This window comes from Streptomyces sp. NPDC005281 (genome assembly GCF_040607495.1).
Taxonomy (GTDB): domain Bacteria; phylum Actinomycetota; class Actinomycetes; order Streptomycetales; family Streptomycetaceae; genus Streptomyces.
Map to the genome: position 1 here is coordinate 53,771 of NZ_JBEXGX010000038.1, position 18,450 is coordinate 72,220.

Annotated in this window: 22 protein-coding genes and 1 pseudogene; 10 read left to right on the forward strand and 13 right to left on the reverse strand. The window is 67.7% G+C overall.

The window, feature by feature from the left end:
* Positions 1–42 precede the first annotated feature (42 nt).
* Positions 43–861, forward strand: a complete 819-nt coding sequence (locus tag ABZV42_RS36000; RefSeq protein ID WP_356055668.1) for a hypothetical protein — start codon at positions 43–45, stop codon at positions 859–861.
* A gap of 417 nt (positions 862–1,278) precedes the next feature.
* On the opposite strand, the gene ABZV42_RS36005 is transcribed toward ABZV42_RS36000, so the two are convergent.
* The 6 genes from ABZV42_RS36005 to ABZV42_RS36030 all read right to left on the reverse strand — a co-directional run bounded on the left by ABZV42_RS36005 (position 1,279) and on the right by ABZV42_RS36030 (position 6,406).
* Positions 1,279–2,034: a hypothetical protein gene (locus ABZV42_RS36005; protein ID WP_355983184.1), complete on the reverse strand. Its 756-nt coding sequence runs from the start codon at positions 2,032–2,034 to the stop codon at positions 1,279–1,281.
* Between the two features lie 40 nt (positions 2,035–2,074).
* Positions 2,075–2,989 carry a hypothetical protein gene (locus tag ABZV42_RS36010; protein WP_355983182.1) on the reverse strand — a complete coding sequence of 305 codons (915 nt, stop codon included), beginning with the start codon at positions 2,987–2,989 and terminating at the stop codon, positions 2,075–2,077.
* Positions 2,990–3,066: 77 nt separating this feature from the next.
* On the reverse strand, positions 3,067–4,353 hold the full coding sequence (locus ABZV42_RS36015) for an enoyl-CoA hydratase/isomerase family protein (protein WP_355983180.1): 1,287 nt from the start codon (positions 4,351–4,353) through the stop codon (positions 3,067–3,069).
* Position 4,354: 1 nt separating this feature from the next.
* Positions 4,355–4,657, reverse strand: a complete 303-nt coding sequence (locus tag ABZV42_RS36020) for a hypothetical protein (RefSeq protein ID WP_355983178.1) — start codon at positions 4,655–4,657, stop codon at positions 4,355–4,357.
* Positions 4,658–4,712: 55 nt separating this feature from the next.
* Positions 4,713–5,726, reverse strand: coding sequence for a hypothetical protein (locus ABZV42_RS36025; RefSeq protein WP_355983176.1), 1,014 nt, complete (start codon positions 5,724–5,726; stop codon positions 4,713–4,715).
* Positions 5,727–5,752: 26 nt separating this feature from the next.
* Positions 5,753–6,406: a hypothetical protein gene (locus tag ABZV42_RS36030; RefSeq protein ID WP_356055670.1), complete on the reverse strand. Its 654-nt coding sequence runs from the start codon at positions 6,404–6,406 to the stop codon at positions 5,753–5,755.
* Positions 6,407–7,121: 715 nt separating this feature from the next.
* On the opposite strand from ABZV42_RS36030, the gene ABZV42_RS36035 reads away from it, so the two are divergent.
* The 9 genes from ABZV42_RS36035 (at position 7,122) to ABZV42_RS36075 (ending at position 13,871) form a co-directional block, all read left to right on the forward strand.
* A complete protein-coding gene (locus tag ABZV42_RS36035; RefSeq protein ID WP_356055672.1) occupies positions 7,122–7,865 on the forward strand; it encodes a hypothetical protein in 744 nt (247 codons plus the stop codon).
* Between the two features lie 20 nt (positions 7,866–7,885).
* Positions 7,886–8,746 carry a hypothetical protein gene (locus tag ABZV42_RS36040; protein ID WP_355983170.1) on the forward strand — a complete coding sequence of 287 codons (861 nt, stop codon included), beginning with the start codon at positions 7,886–7,888 and terminating at the stop codon, positions 8,744–8,746.
* Positions 8,743–10,053 carry an ATPase, T2SS/T4P/T4SS family gene (locus tag ABZV42_RS36045; RefSeq protein ID WP_356055674.1) on the forward strand — a complete coding sequence of 437 codons (1,311 nt, stop codon included), beginning with the start codon at positions 8,743–8,745 and terminating at the stop codon, positions 10,051–10,053. Before ABZV42_RS36040 ends, ABZV42_RS36045 begins: the two co-directional genes overlap by 4 nt.
* Positions 10,054–10,058: 5 nt before the next feature.
* On the forward strand, positions 10,059–11,048 hold the full coding sequence (locus ABZV42_RS36050) for a type II secretion system F family protein (protein ID WP_356055675.1): 990 nt from the start codon (positions 10,059–10,061) through the stop codon (positions 11,046–11,048).
* On the forward strand, positions 11,045–11,968 hold the full coding sequence (locus ABZV42_RS36055) for a type II secretion system F family protein (protein ID WP_355983164.1): 924 nt from the start codon (positions 11,045–11,047) through the stop codon (positions 11,966–11,968). Before ABZV42_RS36050 ends, ABZV42_RS36055 begins: the two co-directional genes overlap by 4 nt.
* A gap of 63 nt (positions 11,969–12,031) precedes the next feature.
* Positions 12,032–12,283, forward strand: a complete 252-nt coding sequence (locus ABZV42_RS36060; RefSeq protein ID WP_037627216.1) for a hypothetical protein — start codon at positions 12,032–12,034, stop codon at positions 12,281–12,283.
* A 12-nt stretch (positions 12,284–12,295) separates the two neighbouring features.
* Positions 12,296–12,757: a TadE family protein gene (locus tag ABZV42_RS36065; RefSeq protein WP_355983162.1), complete on the forward strand. Its 462-nt coding sequence runs from the start codon at positions 12,296–12,298 to the stop codon at positions 12,755–12,757.
* Entirely contained in the window at positions 12,754–13,263 is a 510-nt protein-coding gene (locus ABZV42_RS36070) for a TadE/TadG family type IV pilus assembly protein (protein WP_356055677.1), read from the forward strand. The genes ABZV42_RS36065 and ABZV42_RS36070 overlap by 4 nt, the downstream gene beginning before the upstream one ends.
* 140 nt (positions 13,264–13,403) lie before the next feature.
* A complete protein-coding gene (locus tag ABZV42_RS36075) occupies positions 13,404–13,871 on the forward strand; it encodes a pilus assembly protein TadG-related protein (protein WP_356055691.1) in 468 nt (155 codons plus the stop codon).
* 164 nt (positions 13,872–14,035) lie between these two features.
* On the opposite strand, the gene ABZV42_RS36080 is transcribed toward ABZV42_RS36075, so the two are convergent.
* The 7 genes and pseudogenes from ABZV42_RS36080 to ABZV42_RS36110 all read right to left on the reverse strand — a co-directional run.
* Positions 14,036–14,365 carry a hypothetical protein gene (locus tag ABZV42_RS36080; RefSeq protein WP_356055679.1) on the reverse strand — a complete coding sequence of 110 codons (330 nt, stop codon included), beginning with the start codon at positions 14,363–14,365 and terminating at the stop codon, positions 14,036–14,038.
* Positions 14,366–14,417: 52 nt separating this feature from the next.
* Positions 14,418–15,062, reverse strand: a complete 645-nt coding sequence (locus tag ABZV42_RS36085) for a hypothetical protein (RefSeq protein WP_356055681.1) — start codon at positions 15,060–15,062, stop codon at positions 14,418–14,420.
* A 15-nt stretch (positions 15,063–15,077) separates the two neighbouring features.
* Positions 15,078–15,494, reverse strand: coding sequence for a hypothetical protein (locus ABZV42_RS36090; RefSeq protein ID WP_356055683.1), 417 nt, complete (start codon positions 15,492–15,494; stop codon positions 15,078–15,080).
* A gap of 342 nt (positions 15,495–15,836) precedes the next feature.
* The gene (locus tag ABZV42_RS36095) at positions 15,837–16,232 is read right to left on the reverse strand and encodes a hypothetical protein (RefSeq protein WP_356055685.1); all 396 of its coding nucleotides are present in this window, start codon (positions 16,230–16,232) and stop codon (positions 15,837–15,839) included.
* 28 nt (positions 16,233–16,260) lie between these two features.
* The gene (locus ABZV42_RS36100) at positions 16,261–17,844 is read right to left on the reverse strand and encodes a putative T7SS-secreted protein (protein ID WP_356055687.1); all 1,584 of its coding nucleotides are present in this window, start codon (positions 17,842–17,844) and stop codon (positions 16,261–16,263) included.
* 105 nt (positions 17,845–17,949) lie between these two features.
* Positions 17,950–18,153 (reverse strand): DUF397 domain-containing protein, encoded by a 204-nt coding sequence (locus ABZV42_RS36105; protein WP_356055689.1) that lies wholly within the window; start codon positions 18,151–18,153, stop codon positions 17,950–17,952.
* 9 nt (positions 18,154–18,162) lie between these two features.
* A pseudogene (locus tag ABZV42_RS36110) lies at positions 18,163–18,357 on the reverse strand (Scr1 family TA system antitoxin-like transcriptional regulator); the annotation flags it as partial.
* Between the last annotated feature and the right edge of the window lie 93 nt (positions 18,358–18,450).

Below are 18,450 nucleotides of genomic sequence, written 5' to 3' on the forward strand. Positions count from 1 at the left end.
GACTTGTGCCGGACCGGACCATCGGCCTCGGAGGATCACGTGGTGAACGACGAAGAGGGTTCAGTCGACGACCTGTTCGCGCAGTTGCCCGAGGACGGCCGGCGGACGTTGGAACAGATCGGCATGGGACCGCAGGAACTGCGCCGGATGGCCGCACGTGACGGCGGGATGCGGCGGGTGCGTGGTGTGCTCTCCGAGTTCACTACCGACCCGCGCCCGCGGCGGCCCGGTGACGACGAGGGACCGCGGGCGCGGGGTGCCGTCCTGCCGTGGGTACTGATGTTCTTGGCGGCAGTCGCCGGGCTGGTCTTGACCGAGCTCTCCACCCTCGTGCTTTACGAGACGGCGTTTCTGGTCGGAGCAGTCTGGGGGCTCTGCGTCCTGTTCGCGGCGTTCAGAACCCGTGAGTCACGCGGAGGGCCGGCGCTGCGGTGGATCACCGTGGCGGCGTACGCGGCCCTGGTTTTCGCCGGCTCCTTCGGCACCCAGCAGTGGTACTTGAGGCTGCGCGGGGCCGAGCAGCGGGTGATGATCGCCGCACCGCTCCACCAGTGGGCCCACGGGACCCGGGAGACGTACTGCCGGGTCCGGCTGCGGGACGGTTCTGTCCGCCGGGTACTCGGCAACCGGGAGAACTGCGCCGACCGGGCCGGGCTCAGGGACACCGCCGTCGTCGATCCGGCGGGCCACTACCGGCCTTTCCTCGGCACGCGATCCGAGATCGGGGGCACGGCGGGCGTGATCGTCGCGCTGGGGGCCGCAGCAGTTCTGGTTCTGGCTCCGGTGGGGGCTGTGGTCCTGGGGCGGGGGTCGAGGACCAGGCAGCCCCGCGCGGAACGGACGGGTGGGCGAGCGACATGACCGGGCCATCGGACGACACCACGGCCCCCGGCCGGAACCGAGCCCGGCACCCGCGCCGAGACCCGCACCTGGGCCTGCACGTGTACCTTCGCCTGCCCCCGCACCAGCACCGGTTCCTGAAGCTGTTCCTGGACCTGCGCCGGGATCCACCCCTCCGCCCCCTTCCGACTACCGTCTGACCGTCCTCCCCGTGCACGGCCCGGTCGACCTGGATTCCTGGGCGCTGGGCGAGGCCCGGCTGCGCGTCGGCCGTGGCGGCGACGAGAGGCTGATCGAGGCGCTCGCCGTCGAACTGGAGGCGGCGGCGGCCGACGCGCGCGGCCGTGCGCCGATCGTCGCGCTCTCGTACGTTCCGGAGCCGCGACTGGGAGAGCTGGCCCGCGTAGTGCGCCCTGACGGACAGCCTCGCAGAGACGATCACGGTGACCGCCGCCCACTGATCCCTCGGACCGAGCCATCGACGCTGCTGGCCCCGGGGTCGGCAAAGGAAACCGTACGCAGAACGGCAGCCAGTAGGTCGCAGAATTCGGACCAGTAGTCCATGGACGCCGTGAAGAGGGTGAACACCGCAATGAACGGGCCGGTCGGGAAGGGGACGTGGACCTGGATCTGTCCGGTGAGGAGATCTGACGCCGCTCCGTCCGCCGTCGTCTCCGGGGCGAGTGAGTACTTGCGCAGCATGACGCAGGAAACCGCGGGACCGCAGGGCAGATCGAGCCAGCGGGCGTCGTTGTATTGATCGCCGGAGAGGACGGCGAGGATGCCCTGGGCGACCACGTCGGTGTCATTCGCGGACTGATCGGTCGGGACGGCCGCCACCGTGAAGGAGCACTGGGCGGCACCCCTGGCGAGCTCGTGCCGGCTCATGGTCCGGTCGGCGTCGTCCTCACCGGCAGCGGTGGAGAAGAGCCCCATCGCCGCGTACGAGATTCCGGTACCCGCCATGAGTTCGGCGATGCCCGCGTAGTACGGGGCCGCCGGCTCCCAGACCTCCTCGCAACCACGCGAGTAGAGCTCTCGTACGAAGGAATGCGCGCGTTCCGTCCGTTCTTCGGGAGTCACGGCGAGGGGGAGTGCGAAGAAGCCCTCAGGGACGAGAAACCAGATGGGCGGGGGTTCGTCGTGGGATGCGGTGAGGGGAACACCACGTGCTGCATCTGCGGAGGTTGCCATGGATATCTGGACCGTTCTGGTCAGGCGCAGGAGGTGGGCATCAGAGGTCTTCCGGGAGGTAGTCCGCAGGTTGGACCTCTCGCCCCTCGGAATCCATGATCATGTTTGTTTCCGATGCACCGAAGTAGGAATCGAGTTTGTTCGGCAGCAGGAACTCGACCCGGTAATGACCGCCCGGAGGGCGACTGATCACGGGAGAGACGGCATCAGGAGCCTGCACTTTCGAGGCGTAGGCATCAACTGCCGCCTGTTGCGCCTCAGTGAGGGATTCCTTGCGGAACAGTTCGATCGGCGCCACCAGATGGCGTGTCAGGCGCTGGCGCCTGAAACTGCTCAGCCTGCACCAGGAACCGTCGGTGAACGTGACGTTGAAGTCGTTCCCGTCTTTGAAGTCCTTTCGCTCGACGCGACGGACTGTCGAGCGGGGAGTTTCCCAGAGGACCTCGTCCTCGACTTTCTTCAGGTTCTTTTTATGGAAGGGGAGACCCACGAGGACCATGCGGCGATCGGTGACGATCGCATGTGTGCGGTAGCGCTTCTCGTCGGAACGTCCGGGGTCGAGTTGCCACGGCAGGGTGCGGGCGATGGTGCCGGGCCCGGCACACATGACGGGGAAGTCCAGTACCTCGTCGTCCCGGTTGTCCGGAGTGTCGGAGCCGGAGTCCGGGAAGGCGCTGCCGCTGACGTTGCCTCCCGCGGAGCCGAGGACGCCCATGACGGCGACTCCCACAGCGATGGCGGCGCCCTTGACCGTGTTCCGTGCCGTTGCGTCGCTCATTGAACGAGCGGTGTACGCCGGTCCCTCAGGCCAGCCCGTCAACTCGTTCTGGATGTCACGACGCTCGAGGTCGCGAAACCATCGCATACCTCTGACGCGCATGGCCGCTCCCGTGGCGAAGGCCACGGGGGCGCGGGCGAGGAGCATCTCCCCCGATTCGGGCTGCCAGACGTTCATATCCGCACGCATCTTCCTTGTCCGACGACTACCGGGAGCCGTGGAATGCTGTCTGCTCTGTCACGTCGTATCCGCACTCAACCGCCCGAAGCGGCCTTTTCGAATCGGTCGCCGGGGAAGAGCGCCTCTCCTATGTGCTGGTGGATGGGAACGATCTTGGGGAAGATCTTGAGGCCGGCGTCGATGGCGATTCCGGCACCCATCGGGTCGATCTTCACCCCCGGGATCATGTTCAGGCCCTTGGAGCCCATCCATTGGCCCTCGTGGTAGCCGGCGCTCGCGAGACCGCCCATGCGGGACATCAGGCCACTGGTCGCGTGAGAGACCTCGAAGACGTGGTCGGACATGCCTCCGAGCTTCACCAGTCCGGCCTTGCCGAGTCCGCCGGCGAGCCCCTGTGACGACTTTCCGAAAGCCATCAGGATGCGCGAGCTGCCGATCTCGGTGGCCTGGAACCCTTCGCCCAGCGCGGCGACCTTGCCCGCAGCGGCGACCTTGGCGATATCAGCGGTCTCTCCAGCCACCTTGATGCCCTTGCTGAACATCCCGATCCCAGGCATCAGACCGACCGCGTCCATCCCGAGCTGCATCCAGCTCACATCGGCGCCGGCGACCTTGGCCAACCCGTGGGCGGCCAGCGCGAGCCCGCTCGCGATGAGCGCCGCGGTACCGAAGACAGCCGCCAGCGGGGGAAACGGGAGGGTGATGATGGCCAGCAGTCCGAGCACCGCGGTCAGGTCGCTCAACAAGTCGCCGATCAGCTTGATCATGTCGGCGTGGTCCTTGATCCACTGACCTGTGGCATCCCACGCGTCCGCGACACCCTTGGTGAGGTTGTCCCAGAACCCGGGTTCGTCCGGCGCGATGTCTGCCGCCTTGTCGAGTTCCTTGCTGATCAGCCCGGCTGCCCGCTTGTAGCGATCTTCGAGGTCGTGGACCTTGGTGATGACCTCGTCCACCGCACCGGACGCCTTGCCGAGTTCCTCACTGCCTTTTCCTTCGGCTTTCTGCTCGGCCTTGTCCTTGGCTTCGAGTCTCTCCCCGGCGGACCTCTCGAGCCGGGTGGCCTCGTCCTGGAAACCGTGCAACTCGTTGGCCCAGCGATGCAGGGCGCGGGACGCCTTGTCGAAGGAGTCGTGGCTCGTGCGGATGAGGGGTGTGACGTCCTTGCCGATGTACTCGGTGAAGGCGACCGCCGTCTTGCCCTTCCACGCCCCGGCCTCGATCTGCTCAAGTTCCTTCAGAGCCGTGCCCAGCTCGCCCGCCAGGCTCCCCAGCTTCCTGGCCAGCTCCCGGGTGTCCTCGACATCGCCAGGGGTGGGGTCCCAGCCGATGTGGGGGAAGGCAGGACGCTTCTCAGCCACCTCATTTGCCTTTCTTCTTCGGGGCCTTGAGCGATTCTGCGAGGTCCAGGTCCAGCTTGCCGAAGGAATCGGCGATCTTGTCGATCATCTTGACCGCGCCGCTGGTGTGCTTCCCGAGCTGCTTGATGCCGTATCCCCAGTCGTCGGCGAAGTCCTTTACGTCCTCGATCAGTTTGGACTCGCCGACGGCTGAGGCGTCGGTACCGCGCAAACCTCGGCGGGTGGCTTCCATGCGGTCGCTGATGGTGGAGAACGTCTTCTTCAGGTCCTCGAAAACAGTGTCTTCGAGGCGAAGGTCACTCATGTCTGTCCCGCCTTCCTGAGTTCATTTCCCGCCCCGACGGGCTGTCGGTCAGCTGTCACCGGTTGACGGCCTGGATCTCCTGCACGGTGATGTCCTGGGTCGTTCCGAAGGTGCCGTCGGGAAGCCTCGTGGGTCCTGGGCTGCCCGTGCCTGTCCAGGTGATCTCCCAGGTGACCGTTGCCTTGATAGCGAATGTGCCGTCGCCCGAGGACCGCAGGTACTTGAGTCCACAGGGCGGGGTCCGGCGGGACTTGCCCGTGGCGTACGGCTCGCCGATCGAGCCGTCGTCGTTGATTGCGCACTCGCCGGAGGCCGGGAAGGTCTCCGCGTCCGTCGTGCCCGGTTCGAGCTTGAGTGCCACTGGCTTGGCTGTCGTGGTGGCCTGGACGTCGAGACCACCGACGTCGATGCGCGCGGTCACGTCGACGGGTTTGAACTTGGCCTTGTCCAGCCAGGCCCACGTCCGCAGATTCACCTTGGTGATGTTCTCGGGCGCCAGGGTGACCTCGGTCTCCGGCAGCCGCAGCCTGTTGTACGCCAGTTCGGCGAGGACCCTCGGGGTGATGGCGTTGGGAACATTTGGGGTGTCCCCGTTCACGACCCAGAAGGGCATCTCGTTGCAGAGCTGAGCCGCGGGCTCCATCCAGCGGTCGGGATCCTGGACCGCCACCCACCATGTGCCCTCGTCGGCCTTGTCGAGGTTGTAGTCCTTGTACTTGCCGTCCTTGTACATGTCCCGGAACTGGCCCACGGCCGTCTTCGCGTAGCTGTGCTGCCCCGGGTAGTTGACGGTCTCGGTGTACATGTTCTCGACGTACTTCTGGAAGTCCTTGGCCGCACGCGGCTCGTACCAGCAGGCGGGCGGGCTCCAGTTCCCGGCGGGAGTGACGTTGCCCTTGCTGCCGCCACCGCCCTGGGAACTACCGCTGTAGCGGACCATGGAGACGATGTCGGTTCCGGACTGTCCGCCGTGCGTCTCCGTCTTCCCGCCGTTCGACTGCCCTCCGGGGCCCCACCCCGCCATCGCCGTGCCGGGCACCAGGGCGAAGGCGCCGGCTATGGCACCCACGACCAGCCACCTGCCGCGCCGCCTCTTCACGGCGTGCACGTCTTGTTCCCCCGGTCCGAAACGAGCTTGGTCGTTTGCCAGATCCCGTTGCCGTTCTTCTCCAGACGGGTGCTGTAGAGCACGTACGAGTCGTTGTTCGCCGGTGTCTTGTCGATCGTTCGCGTCTTGCGGTTCTTGTTGAACGCTCTGCTCTCGTCGGAGCAGTAGGAAAGACCCGCCGACTGCTTGTCGAACACCGCGAGTTTGGGCGAGTAGTAGCGGACCGCGCCGGTGAACGTAGAGCCGGAGTCGACGATGGTCTTCACCCAGTCCCGGCTACCGGGCAGGGCGGAGCCGGCCTGATAGAAGGCGAGTGCCTGGGACTTGAGGTCACCCTTGACGACGGCGTAGGTGACGGCCGTCTGGGCGTGCCCGGCGTCAGCCAGGATGGCGTCCTTCGTCGCGTCGCCGGTCGTCCAGCTCTGGAACGTCTCTTTGATGTCTCCCGGCAGAGTCAGGTCCGGACGCGCGATGGAGTCAGAAGCGCTCGCGCTCGCCGATGCCGACGTCTTCGTGGTGCCGGTGTCCGCCCCCGCGATCTTGTCGTTCCCCTTCGAGCCGTCACCCCCGTTTCCGCAAGCCGTCAGCAGCAGGGCTGTTGTCGCGGCGAACGCGGCAGCAACGGGCAAAGAGCGGCGCACAGTGGACTCCCCGTGAGGCATCGGTTGAGCGAAGTCGGTCAAGAGCAATGACGGTATCCGTGGGGCTCCTGGTTTCGCCAGGCTGAACCCTCCTTCAGGGTGGGGGTATATGAAATGATTTCACCCTGAAGGGGAAGCCCGGCGGCGCCTGATCGTGTCCATGCCCACATCCACTCCCGAGGGGCCGGTCCCGTGTCCACGACTCCCGCCGACTTTGCGTTCCGCACCTTCACAAGTCCGGGCCCCCGGCCCTATCTCGTAGCGCACAGGGCCCCGGCGGGGGCCGCGCACCATCGGCCGTCCTCATCGCACCCCGGCCGGGTCCCCCGTCCGGCTGAAAGATCACCTCCCGTCGACGCCATCCGTGAGCACCTCGTGCAGGCCTCGTGCGCACCCGGTGACGGAGTGTCGGGAATAAGCACGTCAGGGATTCGCTGCCGCACAGGCCGGGTGGACCGTGGATCGCCGGGCCCAACAGGGAACCGATGGACTGCCGTTGCGCGTCGATAACGTCGAGTCAGGTGCGCTTCAGGGGTCTTGAGGCGCCTTGAGGGGCTTATGTGCGGCTGATACGGTGCCATGGCTTGACACTCGCTCCAGCGTTGGCTATTCGGCCAGGTCGCGCGGTACGTCCCGGAACGGGACGCGGGGGTGAAGTGTCCTACTTGGCGCGTGAATTGGCAGACATTTTCTTGGGTGTACGGGGAGCGGTTGCGTGAAGATCCAAGAGCGTACGGGGGCGGGCAACAACCGTTCCGCCACGTCGGCTCACCCGGCGATGGGTGAGCGTCTTCCCACGCCGCCTCGCGAGCGCAAACCCGCGCTGGCCGCCCTCGCGGTGCTCCTCATCCTTGTCGGCGCGCTCGGCGCCACCATGCTGGTGCTGCGTGCCGGGGACCGTATCGAGGTCGTGAAGGTGACGAGCGACGTACAGGCCGGTGAGTCCGTCAGCGGTCATACGACCTCCGTGCTGGTCGCGAACGACTCCGGCATCAACTACGTCAGGGTGAACCAGCTCGCGGCGCTCAAGAGGCTCAAGGCCAAGTCCACGATCTACGCGGGGACCGTGGTCATCGGCGACATGTTCGCCCGGAGTGCCGAACTTCCCGCGGGCAAGGCCTCCGTCGGCGTCTCCCTCAAGGAGGGCCAGTACCCCGCGGGCATCAAGTCCGGTGACACGGTGGCGGTCTACCGCGTCGGCGACACCGGATCCAGCGGCAGCCGGAGCTCGTCGAGCTCGTCGGGTTCGTCGAACTCCTCGGGCTCGGGATCGTCGAGCGCGGGCGGCGGCCCCATCGTCGAGCGGGCGAAGGTCAGTTACGTCGACGACCAGAAGGACAGCACGATCAGCAGCACCAATCTGCCGGTCACCCTCGTCGTGGACAGCGGTCAGGCGGCGGACGTCGCCGACGCCGCCTCGGCCGGTCAGGTCGCCCTCGTCATCGTCCCCGGCAACTAGAGGCGAGTGAGTAGACGGACATGGCGCTCATCGCCCTCGCCGCAGACAAGGGTTCCCCCGGAGTCACCACCGCCGCGGTGGCGCTCTCCGCGGTCTGGCCCCGCAGGGTCCTGCTCGCCGAGACCGACCCGGCCGGCGGCGACCTCGTGTACCGGAGCGCGGCCGCCCACGGCGGCCCGCTGAACCCGAACACCGGCATGCTGTCGATCGCGGCGACCGCACGGCGCGGTCTCGTCCCCGACCAACTCTGGGACCACGTACAGCCGCTCAGCGGGGGACTCGAAGTCCTCGTCGGGCTCGGGATCGCCGAGCAGGCCGCCGGACTGGCCGGACTCTGGCCCACCCTGGGCCGGGCGTTCGCGCAGCTCGGTGACTCCCCGAACGCGCCCGCCGACGTCATCGCCGACTGCGGCCGGATCAGCGGGGACACCCCGGCGGCCGAACTGTTCCCGCACGCCGCCCTGGTGCTGCTGCTCTCCCGCACCGAGCCCGAGGCCATCGCACGCGTCCGCGACCGTGCCGCCGCACTCTCCGCCAAGCTGCACGGTGGCCCGCGCGGCGCCGGCGGACTCGCCACACCGTTCATCGGTGTCGTCCTCGTCACCGACCCGGGCGACTCCGCCAAGCTCGTCCACCAGGTGAACGACATGCTCGTGGCGGGCCAGACCGGCGCCCGCGTCGTGGGCACCATCGCCGACGACCCGGCGGGCGCCGCCCAGCTGGCCGGACGCAGACGCGGCCGCCTCGACAAGTCGCTGCTCATCCGCTCCGCCCGCAAGGTGGCCGCGGATCTGTACCAGCAGTACGGCGCCGCCTGGTCCGTACCCGCCGACGGACCCCACGCCGGGCACGGACAGCCCGCCGCCGGAGCCGGCCGATGACCGCCGTCGACCATCAGCTGGTCAAGCGGTTCCGGCAGGACGCCGGTGACCGCATCTCCGAACAGCGCCGCGAGGACCAGGTCCGCGGCGTCACCCCGATGTCCGGCGAGGACGAACGGCAGTACGCCCGCGCCGTCATCGCCCAGATACTCGAGGACCACGCCCGCACCGAGATCAACCTCGGCCGGACCCCGCTCGACGCGGAGACCGAGGAGCAGTACGCGGCCGCCGTCCACGCCGCGCTCTTCGGCGTCGGCCGTCTCCAGCCGCTGCTCGACGACCCGGAAGTCGAGAACATCGACATCAACGGGTACGACGAGGTCTTCATCGGCTACGCCGACGGCCGGGAGACGAAGGGCGATCCCGTCGCCGAGACCGACGAGGAACTCGTCGAGCTGATCCAGGTCCTCGGCGCGTACTCGGGGCTGTCGTCCCGGCCCTTCGACTCCGCCAACCCGCAGCTCGACCTGCGGCTGCCGGACGGTTCCCGGCTCTCCGCCGTCATGGACGTGACCCGCCGGCCGGCCCTGTCGATCCGCCGCGCGCGGCTCGGCAAGGTCTTCATGTCCGACCTCGTGGGCAACGGCACCCTGGCCCCCGAGGTCGCGCACTTCCTCGCCTGCGCCGTCCGGGCCCGCCAGAACATCATGATCGCCGGAGCCACGAACGCCGGCAAGACGACGCTGCTGCGCGCCCTCGCCAACGAGATCCCGCCGCACGAGCGTCTCATCACCGTCGAGCGCGCCCTGGAACTCGGTCTCGACAGCTTCGCCGAACTGCACCCGAACGTAGTGGCGTTCGAGGAGCGGCTGCCCAACTCCGAGGGCCAGGGCGCCATCACCATGGCCGAGCTGGTACGCCGTTCGCTGCGCATGAACCCCTCGCGCGTCATCGTCGGCGAGGTCCTCGGCGACGAGATCGTCACGATGCTGAACGCGATGTCGCAGGGCAACGACGGCTCGCTCTCCACGATCCACGCGAACAGTTCCAGCGAGGTCTTCAACCGCATCTCCACGTACGCGCTCCAGGCGACCGAGCGACTGCCCATCGAGGCCAGCCAGATGCTCATCGCGGGCGCGATCAACTTCGTGGTCTTCATCCGGCGGCGCAACGAATACGAGTCCGGCGGCCGCCTCCAGCGCATGGTGACGTCCGTGCGCGAGGTCAACGGCGTCGACGGACGGGTGCTGTCCAGCGAGGTGTTCGCCGAGGCCCCGGACGGCCGGATCGTCCCGCACGCGCCCATCTCCTGCCTCGATGAACTCGTCGCGCAGGGCTACCGGCTGCCAGGCAGCGGGAATTGGTGACGACGATGACCCAGGACATGATGTCGGGCACGACCTCCCTCGCGGCCCTCGACTCGCTCGGCTCCATGGGCGGACTGTTCTCCCTGCCGGTGCTCTACGCGCTCGGGTGCGGGATCGCGGTCGGCGGCGGTCTCGCGCTGTTCACCGTCGCCGTGCGCGGACTGCCGGCCAAACCCCCACACGAGAAGCAGAAGGCGAGCGAGCGCGCGAGTGAGCTGATCCGGTTCGCCGGACAGCGCGGTTCGATCGCCGCCATAGCCGGTCTGGTCGTCCTCCTCCTCACCGGCTGGGCCGTCGCCGGCCTCGCGGCCGGCATCCTCGTCTTCTTCTGGGACAAGCTCTTCGGCGGCGCCTCCGAGGAACGGGCCGCGATGCGCCGTGTCGAGGCGCTGGCGTCCTGGACCGAGTCCCTGCGCGACACCATCGCGGGCGCGGTCGGTCTGGAGCAGGCCATCCCGGCCTCGGCGCGCGCCTCCGCGCCCGTACTGCGGCCGCACCTCGACGCGCTCGTGGACCGGCTGCGTTCCCGGACACCGCTCCCCGATGCCTTGCAGCAACTGGCCGACGAGATCGACGACGCGTCCGCCGACATCATCGTGGCCGCGCTCATCCTCAACGCGCGCCTGCGCGGCCCCGGTCTGCGCCAAGTGCTGGGCGCCCTGGCCAAGTCGGCGCGCGAAGAGGTCGACATGCGGCAGCGGGTGATGGCCCAGCGCGCCTCGACCCGCCGCTCCGTGCAGATCGTCGTCGCGGTGTCCGTCGCCTTCGTCCTCGGACTGTCGATCTTCAACCGTGAGTTCGTCGCGCCGTACGGCACGGCGGTCGGGCAGCTCGTACTCGCCTGCGTCTGCGGCCTGTTCGGCCTCGGCTTCTGGTGGCTGCGCAAACTGTCAACCATCGAGACGCCGGAGCGGTTCCTGGTACGGGACGAGTCGTCCGTGCGGTTCGTGCGGCCCCGTACACCGGTATCCGGGGATGAGGCGGTACGCCGATGAACCTGACCATGCCCCTCCTGATCGGCGCCGTGCTGGGCCTCGGCGTCTACGCCCTCGTCCGCGCGCTCCTGCCGTCGAGGCGCAGCGCGGTCGCGCAGGTCGCCCGTATCGACGCGATGCGGGCCCGCGGGGCGGCGTACGAATCCGCGCACCACGGACAGCGGGACGGCGGACGCTTCGGCGGTCTGCGCGCGCAGGTCGGCACGCGTGTCGCCGAGCTGTATCTCCAGCAGGGCTGGGAACAGCGTTCGCTGCGTGCCGATCTCGCCGTCCTGGACCGGAGTTGGGAGAGGTTCCTGGCGACGAAGGTGCTGCTGGCCGCGGCCGGTGTCTTCTTCGGGCCGCTCCTCTTCGCCGTCGTCTGGACACTCGGCGTCGGGCACAGCCCGATCATCCCGGTCTGGCTCGCGCTGGCCTTCGCGGTCGTCTTCTTCTTCCTCCCCGATCTGGAGGTGCGACGGGACGCGGTGGACAAGCGGCGCGATCTGCGGCGCGTGATCGGCGCGTATCTGGACCTGGTGTCGATGAGCCTGGCCGGCGGGCGAGGTCTGCCCGAGGCGCTGATGGCCGCCGCCGAGATCTCCGACGGCTGGGCCACCCAGCGCATCCGCAACGCCCTCGCCGACGCCCGGATCACCGGCATCAGCCAGTGGCAGGCCCTCGGTTCGCTCGGTGAGGAACTCGGCGTCGAGGAACTCAAGGACCTGTCCGCCTCCCTGGCGCTCGTCGCGGACGACGGCGCAAAGGTGCGCGAGTCGCTCGCCTCGCGCGCCGAGACGATGCGCCACCGCGAACTCTCCGAGATCGAGGGCAGCGCGGGCGAGAAGTCGCAGTCGATGCTCGTCGCCCAACTGCTGCTGTGCGCGGGCTTCCTGGTCTTCCTCATCTTCCCGGCGGCGATGCGCGTGTTCCAGGTCTGATCGTCCGCCGTGTCCGAACGGCCACGAGGTGGCCACCACTGTCTTTCGAGAGGACAACTCACCATGAACGGACGGAACTTCAGCACCGGGATCCCGGGGGTGGACTTTCTGATCACCTTCCTCCAGGGCCGGGTGCAGCGTGCCCGCTCCGGTGAACTCGACCGGGGTGCCTCCGCGGTCGAGTGGGTCATCATCTCCGCCGTCGTCGTCGCGATCGTCGGCGTCGTCGCGGCGATCATCAACGCCGCGCTGAGCGACGGCGCCAACAAGGTCGGCAACTGCATCAAGGGCGCCGACGCCGGCAAGACCTGCTGAGTTCGTACGGGGATGCGAGTGCGCGAGGATCGAGGAGTACGTCGCTGGGTGCGCCGCAGAGTGGAGGCAGCCTCCGCCCGCGGCGACTCCGGCATGACCGCGATCGAGTTCGTGCTGCTCACGCCGGTGCTCTTTTTCATGATCTTCGCGACGGTGCAGTTCGCGCTGTACTTCTTCGCGGACCATGTCGCCCAGGCGGCGGCGCAGGCGGGCGCCCGCAAGGCCCGTGCCACCGCGGACGCGCAGCCGGGAGCGTGGCGCGGCGAGGCGGGTGACGTCGTCGACAGCTACATCCGCCAGCTCGGCCCGAAGCTGGTGCTGTCACCGGAGGTGACGATGCTCCAGCCGGAGCCGAACACCGTGGGAGTCGAGATCACGGCGAGGGTTCCCGCGGTATTCCCGGGCCTGAACCTGACGGTGCACGCGCAGTCGGCGGGCCCGGTGGAGAGGTTCGTGAAGGAGGAGAGGCCGTGAGGGCGCAGAGGGCTCTGCCCGCCGCCGTCCCGGACCGCATGTCCCGGGGCCGGGACGTCGTGTCGAGGCCGAGGGCCCTGGCCGGGGCCGTCCGTGCCCGCGTCTCCGGAGACCGGCGTGACCGGGGACTGTCCACCATCGAGGTGGTCATCCTCGCGCCGGTGATGATCCTCTTCATTCTGGTGCTGGTGGCGTTCGGGCAGCTGGTCAACGGGCGAGGGGCGCTGGACGGCGCGGCCCGGGACGCGGCGCGGGCCGGCTCCATCCAGAAGGACCACGCGACCGCCATCGCCGAGGCGAGGAAGGCGGCCGAGGCCGACCTCGGGGACGTCTGCTCGGGCCCGGTGAGCGTCACGCAGACGAGCACGGGATTCGAGCCCGACACGCTCTTCACCGTCGAGGTGAGCTGCGAGGTGCGGGGCCTCGCGATGATCGGCCTCGACGTGCCGACCACCTTGCAGGCATCTTTCAGTTCCCCGCTCGACCCTTTCCGGAGGACGGCATGAGGCTGAGCTCCGCGGTACGCGGGGGAGTGGAGCTGGGGTCCGCCGTGCGGGGGCGGGGGCCGGTGCGGTCCGGCTCCGCCGCGCGGGGGCGGGTGCGGCCGCGTTCGGGCGTACCGGCCGGCGTGAAGCCGCGCTCCGCCCTGCGGGGCTGGTCCGGCGTGCGGGGCTGGTCCGCCGTGCGCCGGGGGCGGCTCGACGACCGTGGGTCGGGCGCCGGCGCGGTCATCATCTTCGCGCTCGTCTTCCTGTCGCTCTCGGCGTTCGTCATCGACGGCGGTATGTCCATCTCCAAGCGCGAGCGGGCCGCCGACATCGCGGAGCAGGCGGCCCGTTACGCCGCCCAGGACATCGACCTCGAATCCCTCTACGAGAACCAGAACGGTCCCGCGCCCATCAACTTCGAGGACTGCGGTGCCCGAGTGAAGGCGTTCGCACGGGAGATGGGCATGTCCGGCGCGGACATCGCCGCCACTCATTGCGTGACCGCCGACGCGGAACAGGTCGAGGTCGAGGTCCAGTTGACCTATTCCCCGGTCTTCACGGGGATGTTCTACGGCGGAGACGTGACGGTCCACGGGCGGGCCGTGGCGGAGAACGAGGTGGGCTGAACTCGGCACCGACGGACGGTCGTCTCCGTGTCGCCTCGGCCCGTACCCCGCTCAATCCACGGCGATCCCGAGATCCCGCGTCAGGATCTGCAACAGCCGTGCTTCCGGCAATTCGGGTACCTGGTAGCTGGCCTCCCTCACGCGCGCGAGGAGTTGATGCCGGGCTATTTCTCCCCGCCCTTCTTCTGCGTCTTCACTCCCTCGGAGACGTCCTTGGCCAGCTTGTCGTCGAGCTTCTTGAACTCCCGGACGACGGCGTCGGACATCTTCGCGAGGGCGTCCAGGGACTGGCCGATGTCCTCGCGGCCGTCCTCCCAGCCGGACTCGAAGTCGTCCAGGGCGTCGTAGACGCTGTGGTCGCCGAGGTCGTCCTTGTACGACTCGAAGAGCTTCTTGGTGTGGTTCAGCCGGGTCTTGATGTCCCGCAGCCGCCCGCCGTAGTCCTCCAGCTCGCTCAGCGGAAGCGCGAGGTCGCTCTTGCCACCACCGCCCATGTCGGTTCCCCCTCCTGGATTCCTGAAGTCCCGGTAGCCGTGGTGGCCCCGGTCAGACGAACCGGAACGTGCCGGTGACCGCGTCGAAGATGTCGTGGAAGGCCTCAGCCAGGTCCAGGACGGGGCTGGCTCCGGAGACGAGAACGACCTGGTCGGTGGTTCCCGGGACCGGGATGTACGTCTGGGTCAGCACCATACGAAGGGTACGGGTGTCGCCCTGCGCGACGGGTAGGTCCTCCACGCCGAACGTCCGGGCGGCGACGCCCACTTGCGGGATGTCGACGGTCGCGACCGTGCGCCAGGCGTCACCCTCTCGGCGGGCGGTGACGGTCCGCAGGCTCTCCGCGATCGCGCGCGGGTCGGTCGACAGCGCCACGCCCTGCTTGTTCTGGGCGCCCAGCACCGACACGGTGAGGGTCGCGGTCAGCGGAACGCCCTCGAAGTTCTCGGCCATGCAGCCCATGTACAGAGCCCCGGAGTCGTAAGCGTCCTTGGCCATCCTGCGCAGCACGGCCGCCAGATCGCTCCGGTACTCGGCGAGTTCGGGGACCTCGCGGATCCGCTCGTCGACGAGCGCGCGGACGGTCGCGTCCCGGCCCTCCGGACGGATGTCGAACTCCCACCAGGAGTCGGGGACGGACAGCGAGAACCCCGAGGACAGGCTCGGGCTCTCGTGGGAGGTGGAGCTTGTGGTCAAGGTCGGATGCCTCTCTTACTCGAAGGTGACGGGGGTGTACGTCTTCGCGTGTGCGGCGAGGAAGGCGCGGGCTTCCTCGGGTAGCGGCAAGGGCGCCACGGCCACGTAGTCGATCAGCTGTTTCGGAGCGTAGTAGTCGGCGAATCGGTATTTCACACGGGCCAGTTCGGTCGCGTCCTCGTACCGATGCGCCACCCCGAGGGATTCCAGGAGATCGGAAAGGCCGTACGAGGCCACCTCGTCCCCGAGATCGACGGGAAGCCGGTAACGGGTCACGTCGGATGCCGAGAACGGGACTTCGCCCGAACCGATGGCCTGGAGTTGCGGGAGGCCGAAGTCGAACCACGGACCGGTCTTCTTCACGAGCATCCAGCGGTCCGCCAGCTCGCTCTGGAAGATGTCACATTCGTCTCCCGAGAAGACGGGGGCCATGCTCAGACCCATCCTCGTCAACGACGGGTGTGACGCTTCCAGACCGGGGACCTCTTCATGACCGGCCTGGATGAGGTGCACGAACTCCGCATGGAACTCGTCACGCTTGTCCGATCGTTCAAACAGGAGAAGTGGAGATTGCCGTCGAGGTACGAGTGGAGAATCGGACCAGGAGTCACGAACCAGTCGATATGCGACCATCTCCCCACACTGACCGTCGATCGGGGGAGCTGCCTCACCGCAGATCTGGCAACGGTTGATGTCGGGCATGGTTCTCCTGGGGCGGTCGACTCCGTGGGCCCTGCGGGTGATCTTCGTTGTGTTGTTTCCGGTGGATACTCCCTATCCCATTTCGACTCCGAGGTCCTGAGTCAGGATCTCCACCAATCGCTTTTCCGGCACCTCTGGAACCTGGTGACGGGAGTTCCTGACCTGGGTGATGAAATCTGCGGGAAGGGAAACGTGGTACTTTGCGAGATAGTATGAGAGGTCTTGGCGCCACAGCCAGATACCATCCGTATAGAGCGATCCGATGCCGGACAGGTCGGGGGCCTCTGAGTCCAGGACATCGGGACCTGCACTCATTTCGCTCCAGATTCCCGCACCGTTTCTGAGGTAGGAAATAATCCCCGCCTCATCCGGTTCCCCTGTCGAATTAATGGACTCCCGCATGAGCCCGTCGATCGGGAGCCCCCAGCCGGGAGTGAGTTCGGAAAAGAAGCCAACGGGTCGAATCATCTGAGCTCCTCGGTTGCGGCTTGGCGTGTCACTGGGCCATCGGCAGGAATGTCAGCCAACTTCCGCCGTCCTTGATCGTTGGAGTGAAGGGGCCCTCGCCGAAGGTTGGGACACCCACCGCATTGGTCGGGGCCTTGACCGGAACGCCCAACGAATTTGCGATGTCCTGGATCACGTGAGGCTGAGCTGAACCTGAATGGCAGGTGAGCATTCTGATGGGGCCACCATCGTATCCAGGTATTTGCCTGATGGTATCAAGTATGTGATTCGGGTGAATGGTGTGGCCGCCGGCTGCCTGGCCTGCGCGATTTGTCTCACCGGCTATGATTCGCCCGTCTGTGGTGCCGTGAATGATGACATCCTGATATCCAGGAAGCCTCTTCGCCACGTCGAAGTTCCGCAGGGTTGAGGGGTCGTAGCCGATGGCGGTTGCCCCGTCCTTGTGGTAAATCGGAATGTCGGAAGGCAGTGCGTCATCCGGTGTTCTGGTGGGAGGGCCTACGTGGGGTGAATCCGCCTTCCACCAACGGTTTTTGCCCATCATGCTGAAGGACGAGAAGCGCAGGTTCTTCATGCTGCGCACGCTCTCGGCGAGGCCCTTCAATCCCCCGCCGATCCCCTTCATGAAAGCGCCGCCCAGGGCGCGCAGGCCGCCCAGTTTCCAGAGTTTGCCCATCTTGGCGAGGCTCGTGAAACCCTTGGTGGCCGGGATGCAGTCGAGGACCGCGAAGATCAGATCGCCCCAGCCGGCTTGGCCGTTGAGCATCTTTCTCACCGTGTCCGCGAGCACGACGAGTGCCGCCGCGAAGACCAGCCAGCCCAGCGGGCCGCCCACGATCAGCACGATGATGCCGACGATCGTCACGACCCACTTGCAGACCGTGACGATCTCGTCCCAGTGGTCGGAGACCCAGTCGATGGGCTCCTCCCACCAGTGGCGGTTGTGGATGCCGGCGTCGGACGCCTCGTGCAGCTTCTTCACCGTCCGGCGGGCGGCGTCCTCGCGCAGCCCCTTCGCGTGGGCGGCGAGCTTCTTCGCCGCGTCCAGCAGCCCCTGGGCGTCGTCCACGTCCTTCTGGGCGGCGGTCTGCCGCTCCTTGGCGTGCTGGGCGTCACGCGTCGCGCGGCGGACGTCGGCCTCGTCCGGCGGGGGTACGTCCTTGCCGCGGTTCTTGTCCGGGTCGTAGGAGTCGGCCTTCGCGGTCGCCGTGTGCACCCAGTCGTCGGCGCCCGAGAGCGCGGTCCTGGCCGTGGACAGGTCCTGGCGGGCCCTGCGGCCGTCACGCAGCGCCTTGTCCGCCTTCTGCTGGGCGTCGTCCAGATCGGGCCAGTACGAGGTGAGGGCGTCGCCCGCGATGTCGTAGGACTTCTTGAGCTTCTTCAGCTGGCCGGGGACGTCCTCGAACTCCGAGGCGAAGGAGTCCGCGGTCTTGCCCGCCCACTTCAGGACCGCGTCGTCGTGTGCGAGGCCCTTGACGTCCCGCAGGATGTCCGAGACGTCGTCGGCGAAGTCGTGGAGCGAGCCCGCGAGTCCGCGCACCCGCTGCGGGTCGCCCGGCGTCGGGTCCTGGTCCAGGTCGAGTATGTGCCAGTCCGTCGGCCTGTTCGACACGCGTTCCCCCGTAACACCCGCAACCTCTGCATCAGAACGTACGTGTGAACGTATCGCGCTGATCGTTGCGAGTGAAACGCCGAACAGGGCTTCGTCGAGGGGTTGTTACGTACGCGACTCGCCGACCGCCCCGTTGCGTATGGCCTGGAGGAGGTGGCCGACCGGGGTGGCGGTGGTGGTGAGGACCGCCTCGGGGGCGTCGGATTCGCGGAGGTGGAGGGCGGCGGGGGTGGAGGCGAGTTCGACGCAGGAGTCGCCGTCGCCCGGCCCCGAGTAGGACGACTTCTGCCAGTTGTCAGGGGTGCTCATGGATACCTCTCACAGCTCCTTCGCCAACCTGTGGATGAAGTCGCGAGACCGGTCGGGGTCCAGCGACACTCCTTCGACCTTATGGAAGAGCGTTCGGTAGGCGTTGAGCTGGGCTTCGGAGTCGATGAATGCGGCGCCCTGGGGAGCGTCGCGCACGACGGTGTCCAGCCTGGGCACCGGCCCTCCCGCGTAGGTCATCGCGCTAGGCGGTGTCTTCAATTGATCTTGGATGGTGGATCATGGTCGGGTGATACGTCGCCATGAACTGTCCGATGTCGAGTGGGAGTTCGTCCGGCC

What these genes read in the sequence shown, in the direction of transcription:
- ABZV42_RS36005 (WP_355983184.1), bottom strand. Translation starts at nt 2,034, where the DNA reads ATGGCAACCTCCGCAGATGCAGCACGTGGTGTTCCCCTCACCGCATCC.
- ABZV42_RS36010 (WP_355983182.1), bottom strand. Translation starts at nt 2,989, where the DNA reads ATGAACGTCTGGCAGCCCGAATCGGGGGAGATGCTCCTCGCCCGCGCC.
- ABZV42_RS36020 (WP_355983178.1), bottom strand. Translation starts at nt 4,657, where the DNA reads ATGAGTGACCTTCGCCTCGAAGACACTGTTTTCGAGGACCTGAAGAAG.
- ABZV42_RS36040 (WP_355983170.1), top strand. Translation starts at nt 7,886, where the DNA reads ATGGCGCTCATCGCCCTCGCCGCAGACAAGGGTTCCCCCGGAGTCACC.
- ABZV42_RS36045 (WP_356055674.1), top strand. Translation starts at nt 8,743, where the DNA reads ATGACCGCCGTCGACCATCAGCTGGTCAAGCGGTTCCGGCAGGACGCC.
- ABZV42_RS36050 (WP_356055675.1), top strand. Translation starts at nt 10,059, where the DNA reads ATGACCCAGGACATGATGTCGGGCACGACCTCCCTCGCGGCCCTCGAC.
- ABZV42_RS36055 (WP_355983164.1), top strand. Translation starts at nt 11,045, where the DNA reads ATGAACCTGACCATGCCCCTCCTGATCGGCGCCGTGCTGGGCCTCGGC.
- ABZV42_RS36060 (WP_037627216.1), top strand. Translation starts at nt 12,032, where the DNA reads ATGAACGGACGGAACTTCAGCACCGGGATCCCGGGGGTGGACTTTCTG.
- ABZV42_RS36065 (WP_355983162.1), top strand. Translation starts at nt 12,296, where the DNA reads ATGCGAGTGCGCGAGGATCGAGGAGTACGTCGCTGGGTGCGCCGCAGA.
- ABZV42_RS36080 (WP_356055679.1), bottom strand. Translation starts at nt 14,365, where the DNA reads ATGGGCGGTGGTGGCAAGAGCGACCTCGCGCTTCCGCTGAGCGAGCTG.
- ABZV42_RS36090 (WP_356055683.1), bottom strand. Translation starts at nt 15,494, where the DNA reads ATGGCCCCCGTCTTCTCGGGAGACGAATGTGACATCTTCCAGAGCGAG.
- ABZV42_RS36095 (WP_356055685.1), bottom strand. Translation starts at nt 16,232, where the DNA reads ATGATTCGACCCGTTGGCTTCTTTTCCGAACTCACTCCCGGCTGGGGG.
- ABZV42_RS36105 (WP_356055689.1), bottom strand. Translation starts at nt 18,153, where the DNA reads ATGAGCACCCCTGACAACTGGCAGAAGTCGTCCTACTCGGGGCCGGGC.